The following is a 15,972-nucleotide window of genomic DNA, read 5'->3' as shown; positions in this document are numbered from 1 at the left end:
GCCCCTTGCCGAGCATGGCTCGGCACTACCGGCTGGCTTTACTGGTGAAGCCCCTGCCGAGCATGGCTCAGCACTATAGGGATTGCAGATCCAGTGCAGACAGTCAGGCAGCCTATGTGAAAGGAATTGTTAAAAAGCGCTGGCGCGCTCCTGCCGAAGTCTGTATCATTCGCCCCACACCGCGGGAATAGCTCAGTTGGTAGAGCGCAACCTTGCCAAGGTTGAGGTCGCGAGTTCGAGTCTCGTTTCCCGCTCCAGATTGGAAAGGGCCCCGGCAGCGGGGTCTTTTCATGTCGAGGCGGTTAGTGCTTCGGCGGTGCAATTGTTTGGCCTGGTAGCAGAGTGGTTATGCAGCGGATTGCAAATCCGCGTACGCCGGTTCGATTCCGACCCAGGCCTCCAAGTAGTAAGCAGAAAGCCCTGAGAAATCAGGGCTTTTTTGTTTTCTGCGATTTTTCATTGATCCGCGCGACCCCGGGTTCGCGAGTGCAAAAGGTGCGGTTGACACTCAAGACCTGCAGTCAGTTGTCAGTGCGTGCGGTGATCTCATCTTCAAGGTGCGCGAACGCACGCCACTCGACTGCCTGCAGATGTGCGCGATCTGCTGGTGGCAGGCTGCTGCTCAACATTGCTGCGCCGAAGTCGCTCAATACTGCTTCGCCGGTAGCCGGATTCCACAGGATGTTGTGGGCATACAGGTCGCCATGCAGCACGCCCTGCGAATGCAGGTGGATGAGCGCTGCACGGATGCAGCCAAGCAGGCGTTCGGCAATGGCAGGCGTAAAGCGCGTGTTCGCTGCATAGACATCGCGTGTGCAGCTGGCAAGGCTGGGCGGGCCGGCCAGATTGACGTAAGCCGGTGGGAGCAAGGGCATCGCCACTGCCAAGCGGCCTTCCGGATGGCCTTCAACCACCGCCAGTGGTGCAAGCAGGTTCGGGTGGCCGGTTGCAGCCAAGCCTGCGGCGAGCTCCGACTGCGGCGTGCCATCGCTGGTGAACGCCGCCTTGAATACTTTGACGGCAATCGCTTCGCCGTTGTGCCTGCGTGTGGCGCGATGAATGTGGCCGCTGGCGCCTTCTCCCAGCAGCTCGCCGATGTCGAGCTCGTCGTAGCGGATGGCATGGTGGTGCGCATCCGCCAGCGCAGCATGTTCGGCAACTGCTGTCGGCGGATTGCCAGCCAGAGCCGGCCACGCCAGGCTCGGCAGCGCGAGCAATGTCGCTGGCACTTCCTCGAAGTGATTGCTGGCAATCCGCAGCAGCTCCAGTGCCGTGCAATCACTGAGATCGGGCAGGGCAGTGAGCTGGTTGCAGGAAAGCATCAACTTCTGCAGTCGTGGCCGTTGGCCAAGCGCTGCCGGCAACTCACGAAGCTGGTTGTCGGTGAGGATCAGCCAGCGCAGCCGTGTAGGCAGGCTATGTTCGGACACCTGCGCAATCGCGCAGGCCTTGAAGCCGACCATCTCGAGCTGCTCGCAGCCGCCAAGTGCGACAGGCAGTTGCGTAAACGGGTTGTTGGAGCAGAACAGGATGCGCAGCTTGTGCAGTCGCCGCAGGTCATCAGGCAAGGAGGTGAGTTGGTTGCCGGAGAGGTCCAGCACTTCCAGCGTCTCGGCCAGGGCAAACAGCGCCTGCGGGAATTCGGCCAGGCCCAGGTTGACCAGTCGAACAGCGCTGGCGCCGGCAAGGGCGCCGCTTTTGAGATCTTCAAGGGTATGCATGCCCGGTGAGTGTAACGAAGCCGCCTTCGGCACGACGCTTTTGTGGGAGCGGCGTCAGCCGCGAGGCAGATAGATCCTCAGATGGCACATACGCCTGGAGTTTCGGCAAGCCCAGCTTCGCGGCTGACGCCGATCCTGCAATCCATGCCTTGCTAGATACTCGCGGCTGTGAACACCGCCAAGCCGATGCACAGCAGCATCAGGCCGGCAAACACCAATGGCTTGATCCGCCACCTGGAGGCGCTGGTGCCTTGTTCGCAAGCCGGGCGGGCGCGATGGATCAGGTCCAGTGGGTAGTGTTTGGCGGCCATGGCATCGTCACAGGCGTCCATGCAGTTGCCGCATTCGATGCAGCTGCTGGAGCGACCGTTGCGGATATCCAGTCCAATCGGACAGGCGGCAACGCAGGCGCCGCAATCGGTGCAGTCGCCCAGATGGGCCGGGTTGAATTTGGGCATGGCGCCGGCAATGGTCGGGTGGGCGGCGCGGAACACATAGTCGGCCGCAGTGGTTGCATCCAGCAGGCCGCGAGCGCGGTGCAGCACGCTGGCGTTGCCTTGGCCACGTTCGCCACGTGGTTCACCGCGCGGTGCGTTGTATTGGATGCAGGGTGTACGTGCATCGGCAATCAGTGGTTGTACGCGGCTGTAAGGGCAGAGATAGCTGCAGACCTGTTCGTGCAGAAACACCACGTTTGCCCAGGTTGCCAGGCCGTAGAAGCTGATCCAGAAGAACTCCCAGCCGCTGAGTGCAAGTGTAAGTGCGCCGTGTGCGAGCTCTGCGATAGGCGTGAAATAGCCCACAAAGCTGATACCGGTCCACAGCGAGATCGCCGCCCACAGTGCGTGTCGAAGTGGTGCCCCCAGTGGCTTCGCGCTGCCTTTGAAGTCAGTCAGGTGGGTCAATCTGCGGAACAGGCGGGTCAACACCGTCTGCGGGCAGGCATACGTGCACCAGAGGCGCCCGTAGAGGCTGGTGGCAAGGCAGAGCAGGGCCAGTGCGGCCAGGGCAAGCCAGAGCAGGGGTAGTGACTGCTCCGGTTGCATCGAGATGCCGGTGACCTGGAACTGGCGTGCATCAATGTCGAGCAGCAACCAGGATTTGCCGCCCCAGTGCAACCAGGGCAGGCCGTAGAACGCCGCCAGCATCACCAGGCTGGTGAGCTGGCGGAACCTGTCGCGCCTGCGGATGCTGTCTGCACCGGCGTCGTCGATGCTGCGCACAGGCTTCATTCGAAGACTTCCTCCTGCTCGCCTGCGGGGCGCAATAGCAGGGAGGTGACGCCGCACGCGCACAAGGTGCCGGCCCAGAACATGAAGAAGCCCAGCGAATACCCCACTTCGCGGCTGATCACGTGCGCCGGGAAGCTGATCTGCTGCAGGTCCAGCGGGTCAATGAACGCGAAAAACAAGGCTGACATCACCGCCGCAGTAAAGAAACTGGGCCACACCACGGCACCGAGGCGTTGGATCAGGGGGAGTGGGCGACGGGTGCTGGGGTCGGCAGGCGTGGTCATTGTGGATTCCTGGGGGCCTCTTGGCGAAGGAATAGAATCGGGATGTCAGCGCTGTTGTTGAGCGCCAGCTGGTAACCCAGTGTGCAAGGCTAGGGGCTGTGCGGGCCGGCGTCGTTGATCCTGATCAAGCAGGGCAGCACCTGGCGTAGTGGGTTTTGGTGCAAGTACAGGAGGTGGGCAATGCGGGCTGGGCCGGATGTCTGTAGTGAGGAAGAGGTAGAGCTGCTGGTGCGGCGCTTCTACGCGCGGGTGCGCGAGGACGCGGTGCTGGGGCCGATATTCGAAGCGCGGGTGCATGATTGGGAAGAGCATCTGCAGCAACTGGTTGATTTCTGGTCGGCCCTGCTGCGTGGAACCTCGCGCTTCAATGGGGCGCCCATGCCCAAGCACCTGGCCATTCCCGGGCTGGAATGGCCGATGTTCGAACGTTGGCTGGCGCTGTTTGCGCAAACCACGGCGGAGCTGGGCAACCCGGCGATGCAGGCCTTGGCCGATGAGGCGGCGCAGCGGGTTGCTGGCTCGATCTGGCGGCGCTATCACGCCCCGTCGTTCCCGATACTCTGAACGGCGGGCGAGCGGCCCTGTTCAGGCTTGGGTGAATTGATCCAGCTCAAGGCGAGTGCGTCCGTGCAGCGGCAAGCTGGCAGCATGAACATACCGCCGCCGACCTCAAATGCCCTGGGCTGGACCTTCGATGCGGACCTGCTGCGTCGGCATGACCGGCCGGGGCCGCGCTATACCTCCTATCCAACCGCACCGCATTTCCACGACGGCTACGGCCAGGCGCAGTTCTGTGCGGCGGTAGCGCGCAGCAATGCGGTCGGTCGGCCGATGTCGCTGTATGTGCATGTGCCGTACTGCAGCAGCCCGTGTTTCTACTGCGGCTGCAATCGCGTCATCAGCCGCGATCGCAGCAAGGGCGAACGCTATGTCGATCAGCTGCTGATGGAGGCAGATTGGTTGGCACCGCTGTTTGCACGCGAGCGCGAGGTGGTGCAGCTGCACCTGGGCGGTGGCACGCCCAACTTCCTGGCGCCCGACCAGCTGCGTCGACTGGTCGGCGGGCTGGAAAAGCTGTTCAATTTCAGCCAGAGCAGTGCGCGCGATTTTTCGATTGAACTGGACCCGCGCTCGGTCAATGTCGGCGACATCGGTGTGCTGGCGGAGCTGGGCTTCAATCGTGCAAGCCTCGGCATCCAGGACTTTGATCCGCAGGTGCAGCAGGCGATCAACCGTGTGCAGGAGGTGGATGAGACGATGGCCATCATCCAGGCCTGTCGCGACAACGGCATGCGTTCGGTCAACGTGGACCTGATCTATGGTTTGCCGCTGCAGACGCTTGCCGGGTTTGGCCGCACGCTGGATACGGTGATAGCCGCGCGCCCGGATAGGCTGGCAATCTACGGCTATGCGCACCTTCCGCATATGTTCAAGGCGCAACGGCAGATACTGGACCACGACCTTCCCGATCCGGAGCAGAAGCTCGCGCTGCTGGGGCTGGCGGTGGAGCGCCTGTCGGCGGCAGGTTATCAGTACATCGGCATGGATCATTTCGCGTTGCCGGAAGAAGACCTGTCGCGCGCGCAGCGTGCAGGCAGCCTGCATCGCAACTTCATGGGCTATACCACCCACGCTGACAGCGACCTGCTGGGGCTGGGGGTCAGTGCGATCAGTCATATCGACAGCAGCTACAGCCAGAATCCGCGCGATCTCAAGGATTGGGAGGCGAAGATTGCCGAAGGTGGCGTGCCGGTGTGGCGCGGGCTGGAGCTGGATGGCGACGACATGCTGCGCGCGGAGCTGATCCAGCAATTGATGTGCCACGGCAGCGTGGATGGCCGTGCGCTGGCGCGGCGGCATGACGTGGACTTCGACATCTACTTCGCCGAGGAGCTGATTGCCCTGCGCCATCTGCAGGACGACGGTCTGGCCAGTTACAACGATGGCGTGGTCGCAGCCACCGAGCAGGGCCGGCCCTTGCTGCGCCTGATCGCGATGTGTTTTGACCGCTATCTGAAGGCTGCGCAGCAGCCAGCGCGCTACTCGCGGGCGATCGGTTGAGGCCGTGCTGACGGCGGCTTCAGCGCCGCCGCCAATCTTCGTGATTCACAATTGGGCCGCAATCAGGCACGCTATTGCGATGCCCGGATGGCGAAACTGGTAGACGCATCGGACTTAAAATCCGCCGGCCGCAAGGCCTTGCCGGTTCGATTCCGGCTCCGGGCACCATTGCAGCACAAGGGTTTCGGCCATTTGTGCTGCCACTACCGCAAAACTGGCTGTGCAGTTTTTGTGCAGCTCACGCCAATTTCGCCATCGCATCAGCCAGGTGTTCTGGCGCAAGGTGCGCATAGCGCCGTGTCATGGCAGTCGACGTGTGGCCCAGGATCTCGGCGACAGTGTGCAGCGGAACGCCAGCCTGCACCAACCATGACGCACACGAATGGCGCAGATCGTGCCAGCGCACCGATTCCATTCCCAGCGCCGCACGTGCAGCCTCCCACGAACTGCGCACGCCATCCTCGGTGATCGGCAGCGGCAGCCTCTTTGCGATCTCCAGCACCTTGGGGTGCAGCGGCACCATTTGCAGGGTGGATGTCTTACTGCTGCGATCGAGCCGGATAAAGCCGTTCTGCACTTCATGCTTGGTCAGGCGGAGCAGGTGGCCACGTCGAATGCCGGTGTATGCGGCCAGGCGCACATAGTCGCCGGCCAGCGGGTTGGGGCAGGCCTGTGCCAGAGCTTCCACCTGCGCAGAGGTCAGGAACGCCTCTCGCGCCTTCTCTGGCAGCAGGGTGATTGCGGCCGGGCGCTCCACCCAACCCCATTCTCGCCACGCCATGCGCGTGATCTGGCGCAGGATTCGGCCCTTGTGGTTGACGGTTGCCGGCGCCTTGTCCATTTCGGCGGCCTTGATCTCCGCCCACACCTGCGAAACCTCGGATAGCTTCCTGCCTGCAATGTAGGGAAGCAGCGCCCGGCAGTGCGCCTTGGTCTTCGTCGCTGACCGCAGGCGCGGCACGTGATCTAGCAACCACTTCTCCAGCGCATCGGCGATCAGGCGCTCCGGCTCACGACCAGCCGCAACGTCTTTGACGGAGGCGAGCCACTTTCGCTCGTAGGCTTTCGCGTCCGCGTGGCTCCAGTGCCGAGAAGTCTTGCGATACGTTCGTCCGCCGTAGCAGACGGTGACTTGATAGTGGCCGTTGGCACGCTTGGTGACTGGCATGTACTTAGCTTCCTTTTTGCCCACCAGATTTTCAGGTCGATGGGGTGAATACGATCAGATTTTGCGCTGGTCCCCAGTCGGGAGGCGTCCAGCTCGCCGGCATCGATGGCTCGTCTGAGCGTCTTGGTCGACACTCCCGAGCTCTCCGCCGCCTGGGACAGCGTCAGCAACCTCTCAGCCGTGCTCATGGGCTTCTCCTTCCAGCGCCGCGCGGGCGCTCTTGATACGGTCTTCGTTGGCTAGCTCCTGGGCGCGGAGCCGGATGATCTCGTTTGCGGCCGCGGCAAGCTGCTCGCGCAGGAAGTCCTTGGGCGGCTGCTTCATGCGCTTGGCCGGCTTGGGGAATAGCTGCGGGGCGCTCATCGGCGCTTCCTCACGAACGGCGCCATGATCTTGGTGGCCTCGTCCAGATCGCCGCGGGCGAGGGCGATTACAGCCAAGCCGCGCGCCTCCCACATGCGGCGGGTCTTCGGCCGGGCCTTGTCCAGGTTCACGCCGGTCTTGCGCGCGAGGTCGTGGCCGATGGCGATGTGGTCGATTGCTTCCGTGGTGCTCATACCGCATACCTCGGCTGCGGCCGCACAGGCCCGAACCACAAGGCAGCGGCGTTGTTGATGCGGACCTGCTCGATGTCAGGCGCCTGGTCGGGCAGCGGCACACGCAACCGGCGCATGTCGTTGGTGCACGGCACGCACACGCTGGACCGCCCTTGCTTCCCCGCGCGGTTGAACTGCTGCAGCGGCAGGGAGCGGACGCATTTGGTGCAGGTCTTATGCATCCTTCACCCCCTGCGGGCGGGCGGCGGGGAACGCAGGCAGATCGAGCCACCATTGGTACGGCGGCTGTTCCTTCGGCATCTGGCTGCCGGACGGCGCGACTGCGTGAGCATGCTCAATGCAATCCTCGTGCTTCGCCCAGAGCCCAGCCTCCAGATAGTCGAACTCGTAGTTCTCTGGGTAGTGCGAGTCTTCCGCGTCCAACCAGCCGACGACCACCAGCCTGCCCTCCGGCGCAGTCTCGATTGGCTGCCACTCCGGCGCGGCGCGCAGGGCGGCGGTCTCGTTCGGGTATCGCAGCAACCCAAATACGCGCAGTTGCTGCAGCAACCTTAGATCGCACTCGTAGCTTTCCAGGTCCTCCCCATCACGGACGTTGCTAGCCTCGGTCGGGAAGCCCCATTCGTCCAAACACATCGCCAGCAACTCCCTGGCGCGCTGCTGGTCATCAGTCATGCGATCAGTCTCCCCTGTCTCTGCGCGTCCTCGATGCGGCGGCAGGCAATGTCGAAATATTTCGGTTCGCGCTCGATGCCGATAAATCCCCTGCCAAGGTCCATGCACGCAACGCCTGTGCTACCAGAGCCCATGAAAGCATCAAGGCAGACGCCGCCCGTAGGAACAATAGCTGCCACTATCTCAGCCATAAGTGGCAGCCATTTTTGCGTTGGGTGATCTACCTTCTCGTCTGCGCGAATGCCTGCACAGTAGGTATCTGAGTAGAAGACATTCCTGCGCTTTGGGTCGCTGTCGCTAAATGGAGCGCCTGCACGGTAGCCATATAGAGCAAACTCAAAACCGCTGGGCCACCAGTTCCCCGGCATCGCTGGGGGATGGCAAGCCTTTATCCACACGGCAGGCTTCACAGTGAACCGGCCCTCAAGTGCAAGTTCAAAGAAGCTAACCTGAGAAGCCCCACAAAAAACAAAGAAAGCCTGTGCAAGCTCACCGGCCACTGCAATGGCCTCAATGGTCTCATCACGGGTTCCCGCACCATCCCACGAGAACTGGAGAGTCCGCTTTCCGTCTAGCTTGTTCTGCGCCCCGAAGTTGTTCCTAATCGCGTAGGGAGGATCGGTAATTAACGCGTCCACTTTCGGCAGCGTCGGAAGTATTTCCCGGCAGTCGCCGAGATACAGCGTGGCGTTGCCGATGGTCTCAACGCGCATCAGACACCTCCGCGCCGTGGCTGGTGGGCTTCACCTTCAGAAGCTCGCGCTCAACTAGGGCCGGGAACTTCTTCCCTCGGATCGCGCGGACTTGGGCATCGGTCAGAAGGTCATCCACGTACATTTCCACGATGGCGATATTGATTGCGTCCAGACGAGTAGTTACTGCCTTTGGAAGATCAGGGAACTGCTCTGCCATAGGGGGCGCACTCCACCCCTGAATCAGCGGCCGACTCACGACCCCACCTCGGCGCTGGTGGCCTGCATGTCCGAATCCAGTGCTGCATCGAACCTGTCGGCGTGGAAGTACACAACATCTCCAGCGTCCGTTGCTGCTGCGTCTTGCATTTTCTTGAATCGATAAGGCGTCAATTTCCGCAAGTGTCGATAGCGCGCAGCATCCTTTGCATCAGTGCTGCCGCCCTTGGGGCTGGCGTCGATCAGGGCGAGCAGGCGGTCGCACTTGGCGACAATGCGCGCGTACTTGGGATGATTGGTGTAGCCAGCAAATGCCGAATAGTGATTGCGCTGAAACTCGACAGCCTCGCGGAACTGCGCAAGGTCGATCCCCGGCGCTGCGGGGGTGCTTGCTGCTTCCAGCGGCTTACCCGGCTCAACGATCAGCGTTCCGGCAGGATCGGATTCCACGTCGCGGTAGTCGCGCGGCTGGCCGGTGTACGGGTTCGTCAGGACGGCGCTATTAGCCGACGATGCGGGGGTGCTAATCGTCGGCTGCTCGATCAGCGCACGAATGTCATCGACGGGGCTACCGGTGTAGCTGCGGTCAGTCGCCAAGCGATCAGCCAGTGCGCGCAGGATTGCCACGTCCACAACCGGCGCTGCGGCGACGGGGGCGGGTGCATAGCCGTCAATGCCATAGGTGCCAATGATCCCCAGCGCGTGGCGGCCCTTCGGCAACGCCAAAAGCTGCACTTCGGGAAGGTTGCTGCCGAGGTCAAGATAACCGCCGGCACCGATGTCGAGATACGCCACCGCCTCCTGCGCTGCGGCGGGCTTGCCAACCTCAACCGCCTTCACCGCATCCGCGTACCCAGCCTGATAGCCGTCGCGATGCCCGCTTGCCGCTGCGGTCCTCATGTCTGCTGCGGTGTAGTTGCTCATGCTGCTTCCTCCATAGCTTCCAGGTCGATCTCGTCCACGCGGTCGCGCAGCTGGCGCTTGGCCTGGCGCAGGGTGCGGGCGATGTCGGACGGGTTGGTTTCAACAAAGAACTTGTGCTCAACGAAGTGCAGCCGGCTGGTGTGATCGCGGCGGAAGATGCGGTAGACGACGGCCGAGCCGTCGTCGGTCGGAAACCGGCCCCAGCTCAAGCCCTGATTGCGCTTTGGCGCGCGGCGGGTGAATCGGTTGCGGCTCATCAGCGGTTACCCCAGCGAATGAAAGGGATGTCGTCGTCTGCGAAGTCATCCATCGGCGGCGGCGCTTGCTGAGCCGGTGGTGCCTGGCGCTGGCGCTGTTCCTGGCCGCCGCGTCGACCACCGTGGCCACCGCCTCGCTGACTGTCCGGCTTCCAGTCGTCCACCTGCGCGTAGAACTTTCCGCCCTGTGAAATCTTCACGTCGGCGTTGATCCAGTCGCCGTCCTGCTGCTGCAGCCACGCGATCAGTTCCTCGCGCTTGATCGACAGCTTGCAAATCAGGTATTCCGGCGCACCGTCGCGCGGCGCTTTGACGATCAGGCCATCAATGAACTTCTTCTCGCTCATGCGGCCTCCGGCAGAAACTTGGCCCGCGCTGCGTGGTACTCGCGCACAAACCGGTCGAGGTGGCCCTGCAACTTCTCGGTAAAGCCATCGGGCGTGACGCGCACCAGCAGCGGCTCGTAGCCGGGGCAGTACGAAAGAAAGTCCCACCAGGCACGGCCGGTGATGATCAGGCTGCCGTGCACCTGCGGCTTGTGCTCGTCGGGGATGCCGCCGGCGCGAACCCATTTCACGTGCGTGGGGCCGTCAGGGCATTTGATCTCCAGGCCGCCGTCGACGCCGATCAGGCTGTCCGGGCTGCAGCCGAGCGTGCCGGCATCGTTGAGGATGAAGCCGATCTGCTGCGGCACCACGTCTTGTTCGAAGGCGTAGTACTCGCGAGCATCCGGCTCCAGCTCCTTGCCCCGCAGGGTGTGCCGGTTGCCGCCGAACGATTCTGCAGCCTGCGGGCGGATCAGCTCATCGATCAGCTGATTGATGTACGTATCTGCCGCTGCTGCGTACTCGCCCTTTTTTGGGGTGATGATGCTGCCGAACTCGCTCGCGGTCGGGATGCCCAGGCGCGCGGCGTACCACTCTGGCGAGCCTTGCTCGATGTCGAGGATGCGCACGGTCAATCCCTCGGCGTGACGCGGGCCTTGGCCCGGTTGAAGGCGTTGCGCACGTCGGTGGGCAGATTGGCCGCGCCGCCGTAGTCCTTCAGCAGCTCGGCGCGCTTGGCCTGGTACTGCTCCGGATGCTCCAACTCGTTGGCCACGTCGATCCAGTTCACGGCCTTGTCGTCCAGCTTCTGACCCCCCAGCAGGCCGTCGTCATCCTCGCCGTGGGTGGTCAGGTTCAGCAGCGCACCGGCGGCGTAACGCTTGCCGTAGCTGACGCTGGAGCCGACCGACTGCACGCCGTTCTTCGAACCGCTGGTGTCGGCGGGCAATTCGATTTCCGTCTGCTCGCTGTGGCCGCCCTTGTGGGCCAGAACACCCACGACCTTGACCATGCCCTGGCCGGTAGAGGTGCGGAACGAAAGCGCGAAGCCGAACTCCTGCAGCACGGGCTTGATCGCGGCGTTGATGTCCTCCCACAGCGCATAGGTGCTCTGCACGTTGCCGGAGCGGTCCTTGATCGCGCCGCGCTCCTTGATGGACGGCAAGCGCGGCTGCATGCTGGCCAGCGCTGCGGTATAGGCCGAAGCGGCTTCGCGGTCCAGCATGCGTTCGTGCATCTGCAGCAGCCGTTCCATCTTGTCGATGTCGGCGTTCGGATCGGTGGCCACGCGCTCGATCACGGCCAGCATCGATGCCGGTGCGGTAACGTCGGTGACCGGCGCCAGCTGTTGGGCGGCTGCCTGTTGCGGGGTGGTGGCTACTGCGTTCACGGATAGCTCCTGCCGGCGGTGCCGGCGCGGTGGGAATAGGTGCCCCGTTTTCGCCGGGGCCACACGAGGCTCGATCGCGCCCTACGTGCGGGGTGCTATCTGGGTCAGGCCGCGAGCGCGTTGCCCGGCAGCACGCCAACCTTCACCAGCAACTCATCCGCGCTGCCCGGCATTTCTTCGGGAGCAGTGGGGACGGTCACTTCGGTGTTGACGAGAAGGTCGATTGCAGCAGCGATCGAGAAGGGCTGATCGGTGTCGAGGGCGACACGCTCGCCGTACTGACCGCCGATGGCTGCAGCAAGGTCATCCCACGATTCCAGCGGCACCTGGTGGCAGCACAAGGCAATTCGCAGAAGGTCACCTTTGCCGAACTTGTAGCCGCGCTCGCGATACTTGATCGTCCGCAGCAGCGAGCCGAAGGGATAGCGGGTACCGCTGTGGAAACTGAGGTGCCGCTGGCTGGCGTGCTTGAAGAACTCCGGGTGGAACGCGAAGGCTTCGGTATCGATGTCGTAGGCCGCCATGCAAACGGTGAAATCGAAGGAATCAAACACCGCTTCCGCAGATTCGAAGAAATCGAAGTGCATCAGCTGGACTACATCGTTACCGCGGGTGAAGGTGATCGCGCGATCGGTAGCGGCAACACACCATAGGCCATCGTCGTAGGCAGCCCGCACAGCCTCGATGAATGCTTCCCGCGTCTTGAAGTAGAGATCGACATCGTTGATTGCCTGGCCGGTGAATACGCTGGTGAGCGCGCCGCCGGCGATGAAGGCGCCTTCGGGGGTGAAATGCGAGGCCGCAGTCAGCAGCTTTTTCAGTTCGGGAGCATGGGCGGTCATGAGTCTGTCCTTGGGAATGAGGTGCCGGCATTGCCCGGCCGGCGCGGGTGCGGAACTGGAGGGGAGGCCAGTTGCCGCGGTACCGCCCGAGGGGATGGGCGGGCGGATTCGGGGATCAGGCCGCGTCGGCCAGGTCTTCCTGCTGCTGGGCCTGCGCTTTGGGCGGCGTCAGGGTCAGCTCGACTTCTTCCTGGATCAGCGCGCACAGGGCGCCGGCTTCGGACTTGTCGGGGTGGAACACGATGCTGAAGGTCAGCGCCACGCTGCCGCCCTCGATGGGCTCAAACGCGAACTTCTTCAGGGTCACGTCGACCAGCTCCTGCGGCTCGACCAGGCCGAGCAGGCTATGGATGGCCACTTCGTAGCCGGGGAATTCCTCATCCCAGCGAAGGGCGCCCATGCGCGGGAACTTCACCGCCACCAGACCGTTCTCGCCATCGATCAGGTCCTGCTGCTCGCCGGGCCCTGCCTTGCGGTACAGCGCTGCGCGCAGGTCCGGGTGGAACTGGTCCAGCACGCTGTTGCCGATGCTCATCCGCACCTTGATATCGGCGGCCAGCTTGTTGTCCTCGCCGTGCTTCTCAGCGCGAGGGTTGAAGGAGGCAATCTTTGCGATGGCCTTGTCGGTCTGGAGCATGGGTACTGCCTCGGTAAGGCCGGCCGCGCCGGCGGGAAATCACTCTTGGGCTACAGCCGCTTCTGCCTCGGCGAGACGACGCATGTCTTCCAGCGCCTCGCTGTTGCCGCAGTAGAAGTCCGGGATGCGCTCCAGCTTCGGATCACTGGCCATGTAGATCAGGGCTGCGGCAGCGGAGGTGCCGAATGCATATTCCAGGGCGCGGCCGCCAGCGCCAGCCAGGTGTGTGACCCAGCCGGCGCGACAATGCGTGGTGTCGCAGCTGTGCCAGCTACCCATATCCAGTGCCATGGGTTCGGAAACAGCGGCGTAGACAACCTGATGAATGTTCGGGATGACGACGGGGCAGGCAGTGCCGTCGGCATCGCTCAGGACGGCATCGCTCAGGACGGCATCGCTCAGGTCGGCACCGCGCAGGACGGCACCGCGCAGGTCGGCACCGCGCAGGTCGGCACCGCGCAGGTCGGCACCGCGCAGGACGGCATCGCGCAGGTCGGCACCGCGCAGGACGGCATCGCGCAGGTCGGCACCGCGCAGGACGGCATCGCGCAGGTCGGCACCGCGCAGGTCGGCATCGCGCAGGTCGGCATCGCTCAGGACGGCACCGCGCAGGACGGCACCGCCAGCCACTGCCGACTTCACGGCAAACCCAAGCTGCAAGCCATAAGACTGGCCAGCAACTTCGGCCGACAGTTCGCAGCTGTACTGGACGTTGCCCGTCCAGCGATTCTTGATCTCTATCTTCACGGTCATTCCTTGATGGTCGGGGTACTGCGGAAAATCAGCGGATGTCGCGCTTGCTCTGCGGCGGGAAGCCACCGAGCGGTCGGACGAAGTCGACGTTCTTGCGGCGAAGGCGGCGCAGCTGCCGGCGGGTGTGCTTGATGACCAGCACCAGGAACACCAGCACCACGGCGGCGATGGGGAGCAGCAGCGAGTCGGCGCGCACCTTCACTGCCTTGCGGAGCATGTCGGCGAAGAAGAACAGCGCCGTCGTGTAGACGAGCAGGCGGATCATTCGCCCTCTCCTTTGGCAAGCGCTACCGCAACGATTCCGCCAACAGCGGCGAGAGCCGCAGGCCATCCGCAGATCAGCGAAGTGATGACTCCGAGAAGCGCCAGAATGACGATTACGAAAGCCCTGTTCTCCGGCTGCATTACTCATCCTCCTGCGCGCACACGCCTTCGGATGCTTCGATCGAGTCCAGCGGGTCCGGTGCCTTGATCGGCGGGAACACCACTGCTGCTATGTCGGCGTCGGTTGGGATGCTGGGGGTCATTCGATGACCTCGCGGTAGCAGACCTGCACGGCCCCATTCCCCGCACGAAGCTTCGCCTCACTTCTTGATGAATACTCCGCCGGACCCTCACGCCAACCGGGGTATCTGTTAGCCCAAATCTCTTTCGGCTCGGGCTTGATGCGGTAGTTCGCAGGCGGCATCAGGAAATCTACACGGCCATTAATGTCCCGCCAGTCACCAACACCGTTGCAGGACTGAATCACCTTCCCCTCGGCCAGCGCCTGCACCAGCGGCAGGTAGTCCTTAGCGTTGTCCTTGTTCATCACAAACCCCCAGCAAGTTGCAGAAGACGCAGCGGCGCGTAGAGAACGATTGCTGCTGCGACGATTACCCACCCGGCTGTCATCCATTCCGAGTAGCGCGGCGTTTCGGTCGGGTGCGGTTTCATGCGGTGCCTCTTTCGCCATTCCAGATCAGCCTCAGGAATCGCTTGAGCGTCATTCGTGGCTTTGGCACTTCAGTGGTCGCGGAGAGCGAATTACGCTTGTCCGCCACGCCTGCGTTGTAGAGGGCCACTGCCTCAGCCCTGTAGCCGCCCATGGATCTAACGCAACCTCGCTTGCACTCAACCTGCCACTTGAGATGGTTGAAGGAGCGATTTTCCTTGTCATGCCAGCGGCGCATAGGCTTCGGCTTATCGCCACAAACAGGGCAAACATGCGGTTTGCTGCTCATGCGGCACCTCGCACGCGGGAGAGGGCGGTTCGGGCCGCATCAAGCCTGCCGTCGCGCTTGTAGTCGTTAATGTCCATCTCCCCCATCAACCGGGCATCCTCAACCCATGGGTCGCCGTTGTGCTCGTAGTCCAAGTAGTCTTCGATCACGGCGACAGCGGACGTGAGCGCCTCAATCAGCTCGGCGACGGCTGCGCGGGCTTGTTCGCCGTCAGTTGTGATCTTGCCTAGCCCCGCCGATTGGTAGCCGCGAGTTTCAAGCTCGTGATGCCACGCTCCGCTGGTATGGGATTCCATCACCGCCAGCACATTCACCCCGCTCATGCCGCACCCCCTGTTGCTTTGGCGATGGCGGCGCGGGCGACTGCCAAGTTCTCGAACGGAGAAGGCTCGTACTCTTCGCTGTACTTGTCCTCAACCAGCTCAGCTTCAAGTCTGATCAGCGCCTCCAGCAGCTCCGGCGCGGCGACAGATTCAAGCGCCACCTGCGCGTCCATCAAGAAGCCATCACCGTAGAGCTTCCAGTTGTCGTCGAAGTCCACGTTGCAGAGGTCGGAGTCTCGGCGGCAAAGCGCACGAGCGGCAGCAACAACCATCGGCGTGTGCTTGTTGGCGCTCATGCGTAGATCCTCGTCAGCTGCTCGGCAGCAGCACCGCGCGACAGCCACGGCTGGTCATCAAGGCGGTTGTCGATCAGCGCATCAGCGAAGTTCTCGCGGGCCTCAGTGAACAGCCGGGCGAACTCGATGGCGTCGCCGGAATCCAGCGCGGCGGCCATGGCTTCGTGATCAGAGGTGGTTAGGTCGCCCAGCAGCTCCGAGAACAGGGCAGGGCTGGCGAGCAGCGGAGCCTTGGCGGTCTGGACGGCTTCTGCAGCCTCGCGGCGGGTGATCGCCGGGTCTTCCTGGTGGTCGTACTGGCGAGCCGCTGAGTGCTGGCGGTCGCTGGAGAGCTGGAAAGCCATGAGCCTTGCCCCGTGGATGGCCCGGGTGGGCCGACGGGGTAAGTCTAG

The 15,972-nt window shown here is 63.2% G+C and carries 26 protein-coding genes, 3 tRNA genes and 1 pseudogene; 5 read left to right on the top strand and 25 right to left on the bottom strand.

Annotated elements, in window-relative coordinates:
- Nucleotides 1–181: 181 nt before the first annotated feature.
- Nucleotides 182–257 (top strand) — tRNA-Gly (locus ACVOL0_RS06055).
- A 71-nt stretch (nucleotides 258–328) separates the two neighbouring features.
- Nucleotides 329–402 (top strand) — tRNA-Cys (locus ACVOL0_RS06050).
- Nucleotides 403–521: 119 nt separating this feature from the next.
- Here the strand turns inward: ACVOL0_RS06050 and ACVOL0_RS06045 are convergent.
- The 3 genes from ACVOL0_RS06045 to ACVOL0_RS06035 form a co-directional block, all read right to left on the bottom strand.
- Nucleotides 522–1,721, bottom strand: a complete 1,200-nt coding sequence (locus ACVOL0_RS06045; RefSeq protein ID WP_481548329.1) for a leucine-rich repeat-containing protein kinase family protein — start codon at nucleotides 1,719–1,721, stop codon at nucleotides 522–524.
- 152 nt (nucleotides 1,722–1,873) lie between these two features.
- On the bottom strand, nucleotides 1,874–2,953 hold the full coding sequence (locus tag ACVOL0_RS06040; RefSeq protein WP_481548328.1) for a 4Fe-4S dicluster domain-containing protein: 1,080 nt from the start codon (nucleotides 2,951–2,953) through the stop codon (nucleotides 1,874–1,876).
- Nucleotides 2,950–3,237 carry a hypothetical protein gene (locus ACVOL0_RS06035; protein ID WP_481548327.1) on the bottom strand — a complete coding sequence of 96 codons (288 nt, stop codon included), beginning with the start codon at nucleotides 3,235–3,237 and terminating at the stop codon, nucleotides 2,950–2,952. Before ACVOL0_RS06035 ends, ACVOL0_RS06040 begins: the two co-directional genes overlap by 4 nt.
- 180 nt (nucleotides 3,238–3,417) lie before the next feature.
- Between ACVOL0_RS06035 and ACVOL0_RS06030 the strand changes: the two genes are divergently transcribed.
- The 3 genes from ACVOL0_RS06030 to ACVOL0_RS06020 all read left to right on the top strand — a co-directional run bounded on the left by ACVOL0_RS06030 (nucleotide 3,418) and on the right by ACVOL0_RS06020 (nucleotide 5,466).
- Nucleotides 3,418–3,801 (top strand): group III truncated hemoglobin, encoded by a 384-nt coding sequence (locus ACVOL0_RS06030; RefSeq protein ID WP_481548326.1) that lies wholly within the window; start codon nucleotides 3,418–3,420, stop codon nucleotides 3,799–3,801.
- 84 nt (nucleotides 3,802–3,885) lie between these two features.
- A complete protein-coding gene (gene hemN, locus ACVOL0_RS06025) occupies nucleotides 3,886–5,298 on the top strand; it encodes an oxygen-independent coproporphyrinogen III oxidase (RefSeq protein WP_481548325.1) in 1,413 nt (470 codons plus the stop codon).
- 81 nt (nucleotides 5,299–5,379) lie between these two features.
- Nucleotides 5,380–5,466: transfer RNA gene (locus tag ACVOL0_RS06020), tRNA-Leu, on the top strand.
- A gap of 70 nt (nucleotides 5,467–5,536) precedes the next feature.
- Here ACVOL0_RS06020 and ACVOL0_RS06015 read toward each other — a convergent pair.
- The 22 genes and pseudogenes from ACVOL0_RS06015 to ACVOL0_RS05910 all read right to left on the bottom strand — a co-directional run bounded on the left by ACVOL0_RS06015 (nucleotide 5,537) and on the right by ACVOL0_RS05910 (nucleotide 15,924).
- Nucleotides 5,537–6,466, bottom strand: coding sequence for a tyrosine-type recombinase/integrase (locus ACVOL0_RS06015; RefSeq protein ID WP_481548324.1), 930 nt, complete (start codon nucleotides 6,464–6,466; stop codon nucleotides 5,537–5,539).
- A gap of 23 nt (nucleotides 6,467–6,489) precedes the next feature.
- Nucleotides 6,490–6,654 (bottom strand): annotated as a pseudogene (locus ACVOL0_RS06010) (helix-turn-helix domain-containing protein); the annotation flags it as partial.
- Nucleotides 6,641–6,829 (bottom strand): hypothetical protein, encoded by a 189-nt coding sequence (locus ACVOL0_RS06005; RefSeq protein WP_481548323.1) that lies wholly within the window; start codon nucleotides 6,827–6,829, stop codon nucleotides 6,641–6,643. The gene ACVOL0_RS06005 and the pseudogene ACVOL0_RS06010, both read right to left, overlap by 14 nt.
- On the bottom strand, nucleotides 6,826–7,023 hold the full coding sequence (locus ACVOL0_RS06000; protein WP_481548322.1) for a hypothetical protein: 198 nt from the start codon (nucleotides 7,021–7,023) through the stop codon (nucleotides 6,826–6,828). Before ACVOL0_RS06000 ends, ACVOL0_RS06005 begins: the two co-directional genes overlap by 4 nt.
- Before the next feature lie 213 nt (nucleotides 7,024–7,236).
- Nucleotides 7,237–7,698 carry a hypothetical protein gene (locus ACVOL0_RS05995; RefSeq protein WP_481548321.1) on the bottom strand — a complete coding sequence of 154 codons (462 nt, stop codon included), beginning with the start codon at nucleotides 7,696–7,698 and terminating at the stop codon, nucleotides 7,237–7,239.
- A complete protein-coding gene (locus ACVOL0_RS05990) occupies nucleotides 7,695–8,411 on the bottom strand; it encodes a DNA-methyltransferase (RefSeq protein ID WP_481548320.1) in 717 nt (238 codons plus the stop codon). The genes ACVOL0_RS05995 and ACVOL0_RS05990 overlap by 4 nt, the downstream gene beginning before the upstream one ends.
- The gene (locus tag ACVOL0_RS05985) at nucleotides 8,401–8,610 is read right to left on the bottom strand and encodes a hypothetical protein (RefSeq protein ID WP_481548319.1); all 210 of its coding nucleotides are present in this window, start codon (nucleotides 8,608–8,610) and stop codon (nucleotides 8,401–8,403) included. The genes ACVOL0_RS05990 and ACVOL0_RS05985 overlap by 11 nt, the downstream gene beginning before the upstream one ends.
- A 35-nt stretch (nucleotides 8,611–8,645) precedes the next feature.
- On the bottom strand, nucleotides 8,646–9,533 hold the full coding sequence (locus ACVOL0_RS05980; protein WP_481548318.1) for a hypothetical protein: 888 nt from the start codon (nucleotides 9,531–9,533) through the stop codon (nucleotides 8,646–8,648).
- Complete coding sequence (locus ACVOL0_RS05975; protein ID WP_481548317.1) at nucleotides 9,530–9,790, bottom strand: hypothetical protein; 261 nt, start codon at nucleotides 9,788–9,790, stop codon at nucleotides 9,530–9,532. The genes ACVOL0_RS05980 and ACVOL0_RS05975 overlap by 4 nt, the downstream gene beginning before the upstream one ends.
- Nucleotides 9,790–10,137 carry a hypothetical protein gene (locus ACVOL0_RS05970; protein ID WP_481548331.1) on the bottom strand — a complete coding sequence of 116 codons (348 nt, stop codon included), beginning with the start codon at nucleotides 10,135–10,137 and terminating at the stop codon, nucleotides 9,790–9,792. The genes ACVOL0_RS05975 and ACVOL0_RS05970 overlap by 1 nt, the downstream gene beginning before the upstream one ends.
- On the bottom strand, nucleotides 10,134–10,745 hold the full coding sequence (locus ACVOL0_RS05965) for a lambda exonuclease family protein (RefSeq protein ID WP_481548316.1): 612 nt from the start codon (nucleotides 10,743–10,745) through the stop codon (nucleotides 10,134–10,136). The genes ACVOL0_RS05970 and ACVOL0_RS05965 overlap by 4 nt, the downstream gene beginning before the upstream one ends.
- A 2-nt stretch (nucleotides 10,746–10,747) precedes the next feature.
- Entirely contained in the window at nucleotides 10,748–11,506 is a 759-nt protein-coding gene (locus ACVOL0_RS05960) for an ERF family protein (protein ID WP_481548315.1), read from the bottom strand.
- 104 nt (nucleotides 11,507–11,610) lie between these two features.
- On the bottom strand, nucleotides 11,611–12,348 hold the full coding sequence (locus tag ACVOL0_RS05955) for a Gabija anti-defense Gad2 family protein (protein WP_481548314.1): 738 nt from the start codon (nucleotides 12,346–12,348) through the stop codon (nucleotides 11,611–11,613).
- A gap of 115 nt (nucleotides 12,349–12,463) precedes the next feature.
- A complete protein-coding gene (locus ACVOL0_RS05950; protein WP_481548313.1) occupies nucleotides 12,464–12,985 on the bottom strand; it encodes a hypothetical protein in 522 nt (173 codons plus the stop codon).
- Between the two features lie 39 nt (nucleotides 12,986–13,024).
- Nucleotides 13,025–13,732 carry a pentapeptide repeat-containing protein gene (locus ACVOL0_RS05945; protein ID WP_481548312.1) on the bottom strand — a complete coding sequence of 236 codons (708 nt, stop codon included), beginning with the start codon at nucleotides 13,730–13,732 and terminating at the stop codon, nucleotides 13,025–13,027.
- Nucleotides 13,733–13,766: 34 nt separating this feature from the next.
- On the bottom strand, nucleotides 13,767–14,003 hold the full coding sequence (locus tag ACVOL0_RS05940) for a hypothetical protein (protein WP_481548311.1): 237 nt from the start codon (nucleotides 14,001–14,003) through the stop codon (nucleotides 13,767–13,769).
- A 139-nt stretch (nucleotides 14,004–14,142) separates the two neighbouring features.
- On the bottom strand, nucleotides 14,143–14,265 hold the full coding sequence (locus ACVOL0_RS05935) for a hypothetical protein (RefSeq protein WP_481548310.1): 123 nt from the start codon (nucleotides 14,263–14,265) through the stop codon (nucleotides 14,143–14,145).
- Nucleotides 14,262–14,549 carry a hypothetical protein gene (locus tag ACVOL0_RS05930; RefSeq protein ID WP_481548309.1) on the bottom strand — a complete coding sequence of 96 codons (288 nt, stop codon included), beginning with the start codon at nucleotides 14,547–14,549 and terminating at the stop codon, nucleotides 14,262–14,264. The genes ACVOL0_RS05935 and ACVOL0_RS05930 overlap by 4 nt, the downstream gene beginning before the upstream one ends.
- Before the next feature lie 121 nt (nucleotides 14,550–14,670).
- The gene (locus ACVOL0_RS05925) at nucleotides 14,671–14,961 is read right to left on the bottom strand and encodes a hypothetical protein (protein ID WP_481548308.1); all 291 of its coding nucleotides are present in this window, start codon (nucleotides 14,959–14,961) and stop codon (nucleotides 14,671–14,673) included.
- A complete protein-coding gene (locus tag ACVOL0_RS05920) occupies nucleotides 14,958–15,284 on the bottom strand; it encodes a hypothetical protein (protein WP_481548307.1) in 327 nt (108 codons plus the stop codon). Before ACVOL0_RS05920 ends, ACVOL0_RS05925 begins: the two co-directional genes overlap by 4 nt.
- Entirely contained in the window at nucleotides 15,281–15,580 is a 300-nt protein-coding gene (locus ACVOL0_RS05915; protein ID WP_481548306.1) for a hypothetical protein, read from the bottom strand. The genes ACVOL0_RS05920 and ACVOL0_RS05915 overlap by 4 nt, the downstream gene beginning before the upstream one ends.
- Nucleotides 15,577–15,924: a hypothetical protein gene (locus ACVOL0_RS05910; protein ID WP_481548305.1), complete on the bottom strand. Its 348-nt coding sequence runs from the start codon at nucleotides 15,922–15,924 to the stop codon at nucleotides 15,577–15,579. Before ACVOL0_RS05910 ends, ACVOL0_RS05915 begins: the two co-directional genes overlap by 4 nt.
- Nucleotides 15,925–15,972 lie beyond the last annotated feature (48 nt).

Source organism: Stenotrophomonas sp. STEN021 (assembly GCF_056760175.1).
The sequence above is the reverse complement of the archived record's forward strand: the minus strand, read 5'-3'. Positions and strand labels throughout refer to the sequence as shown.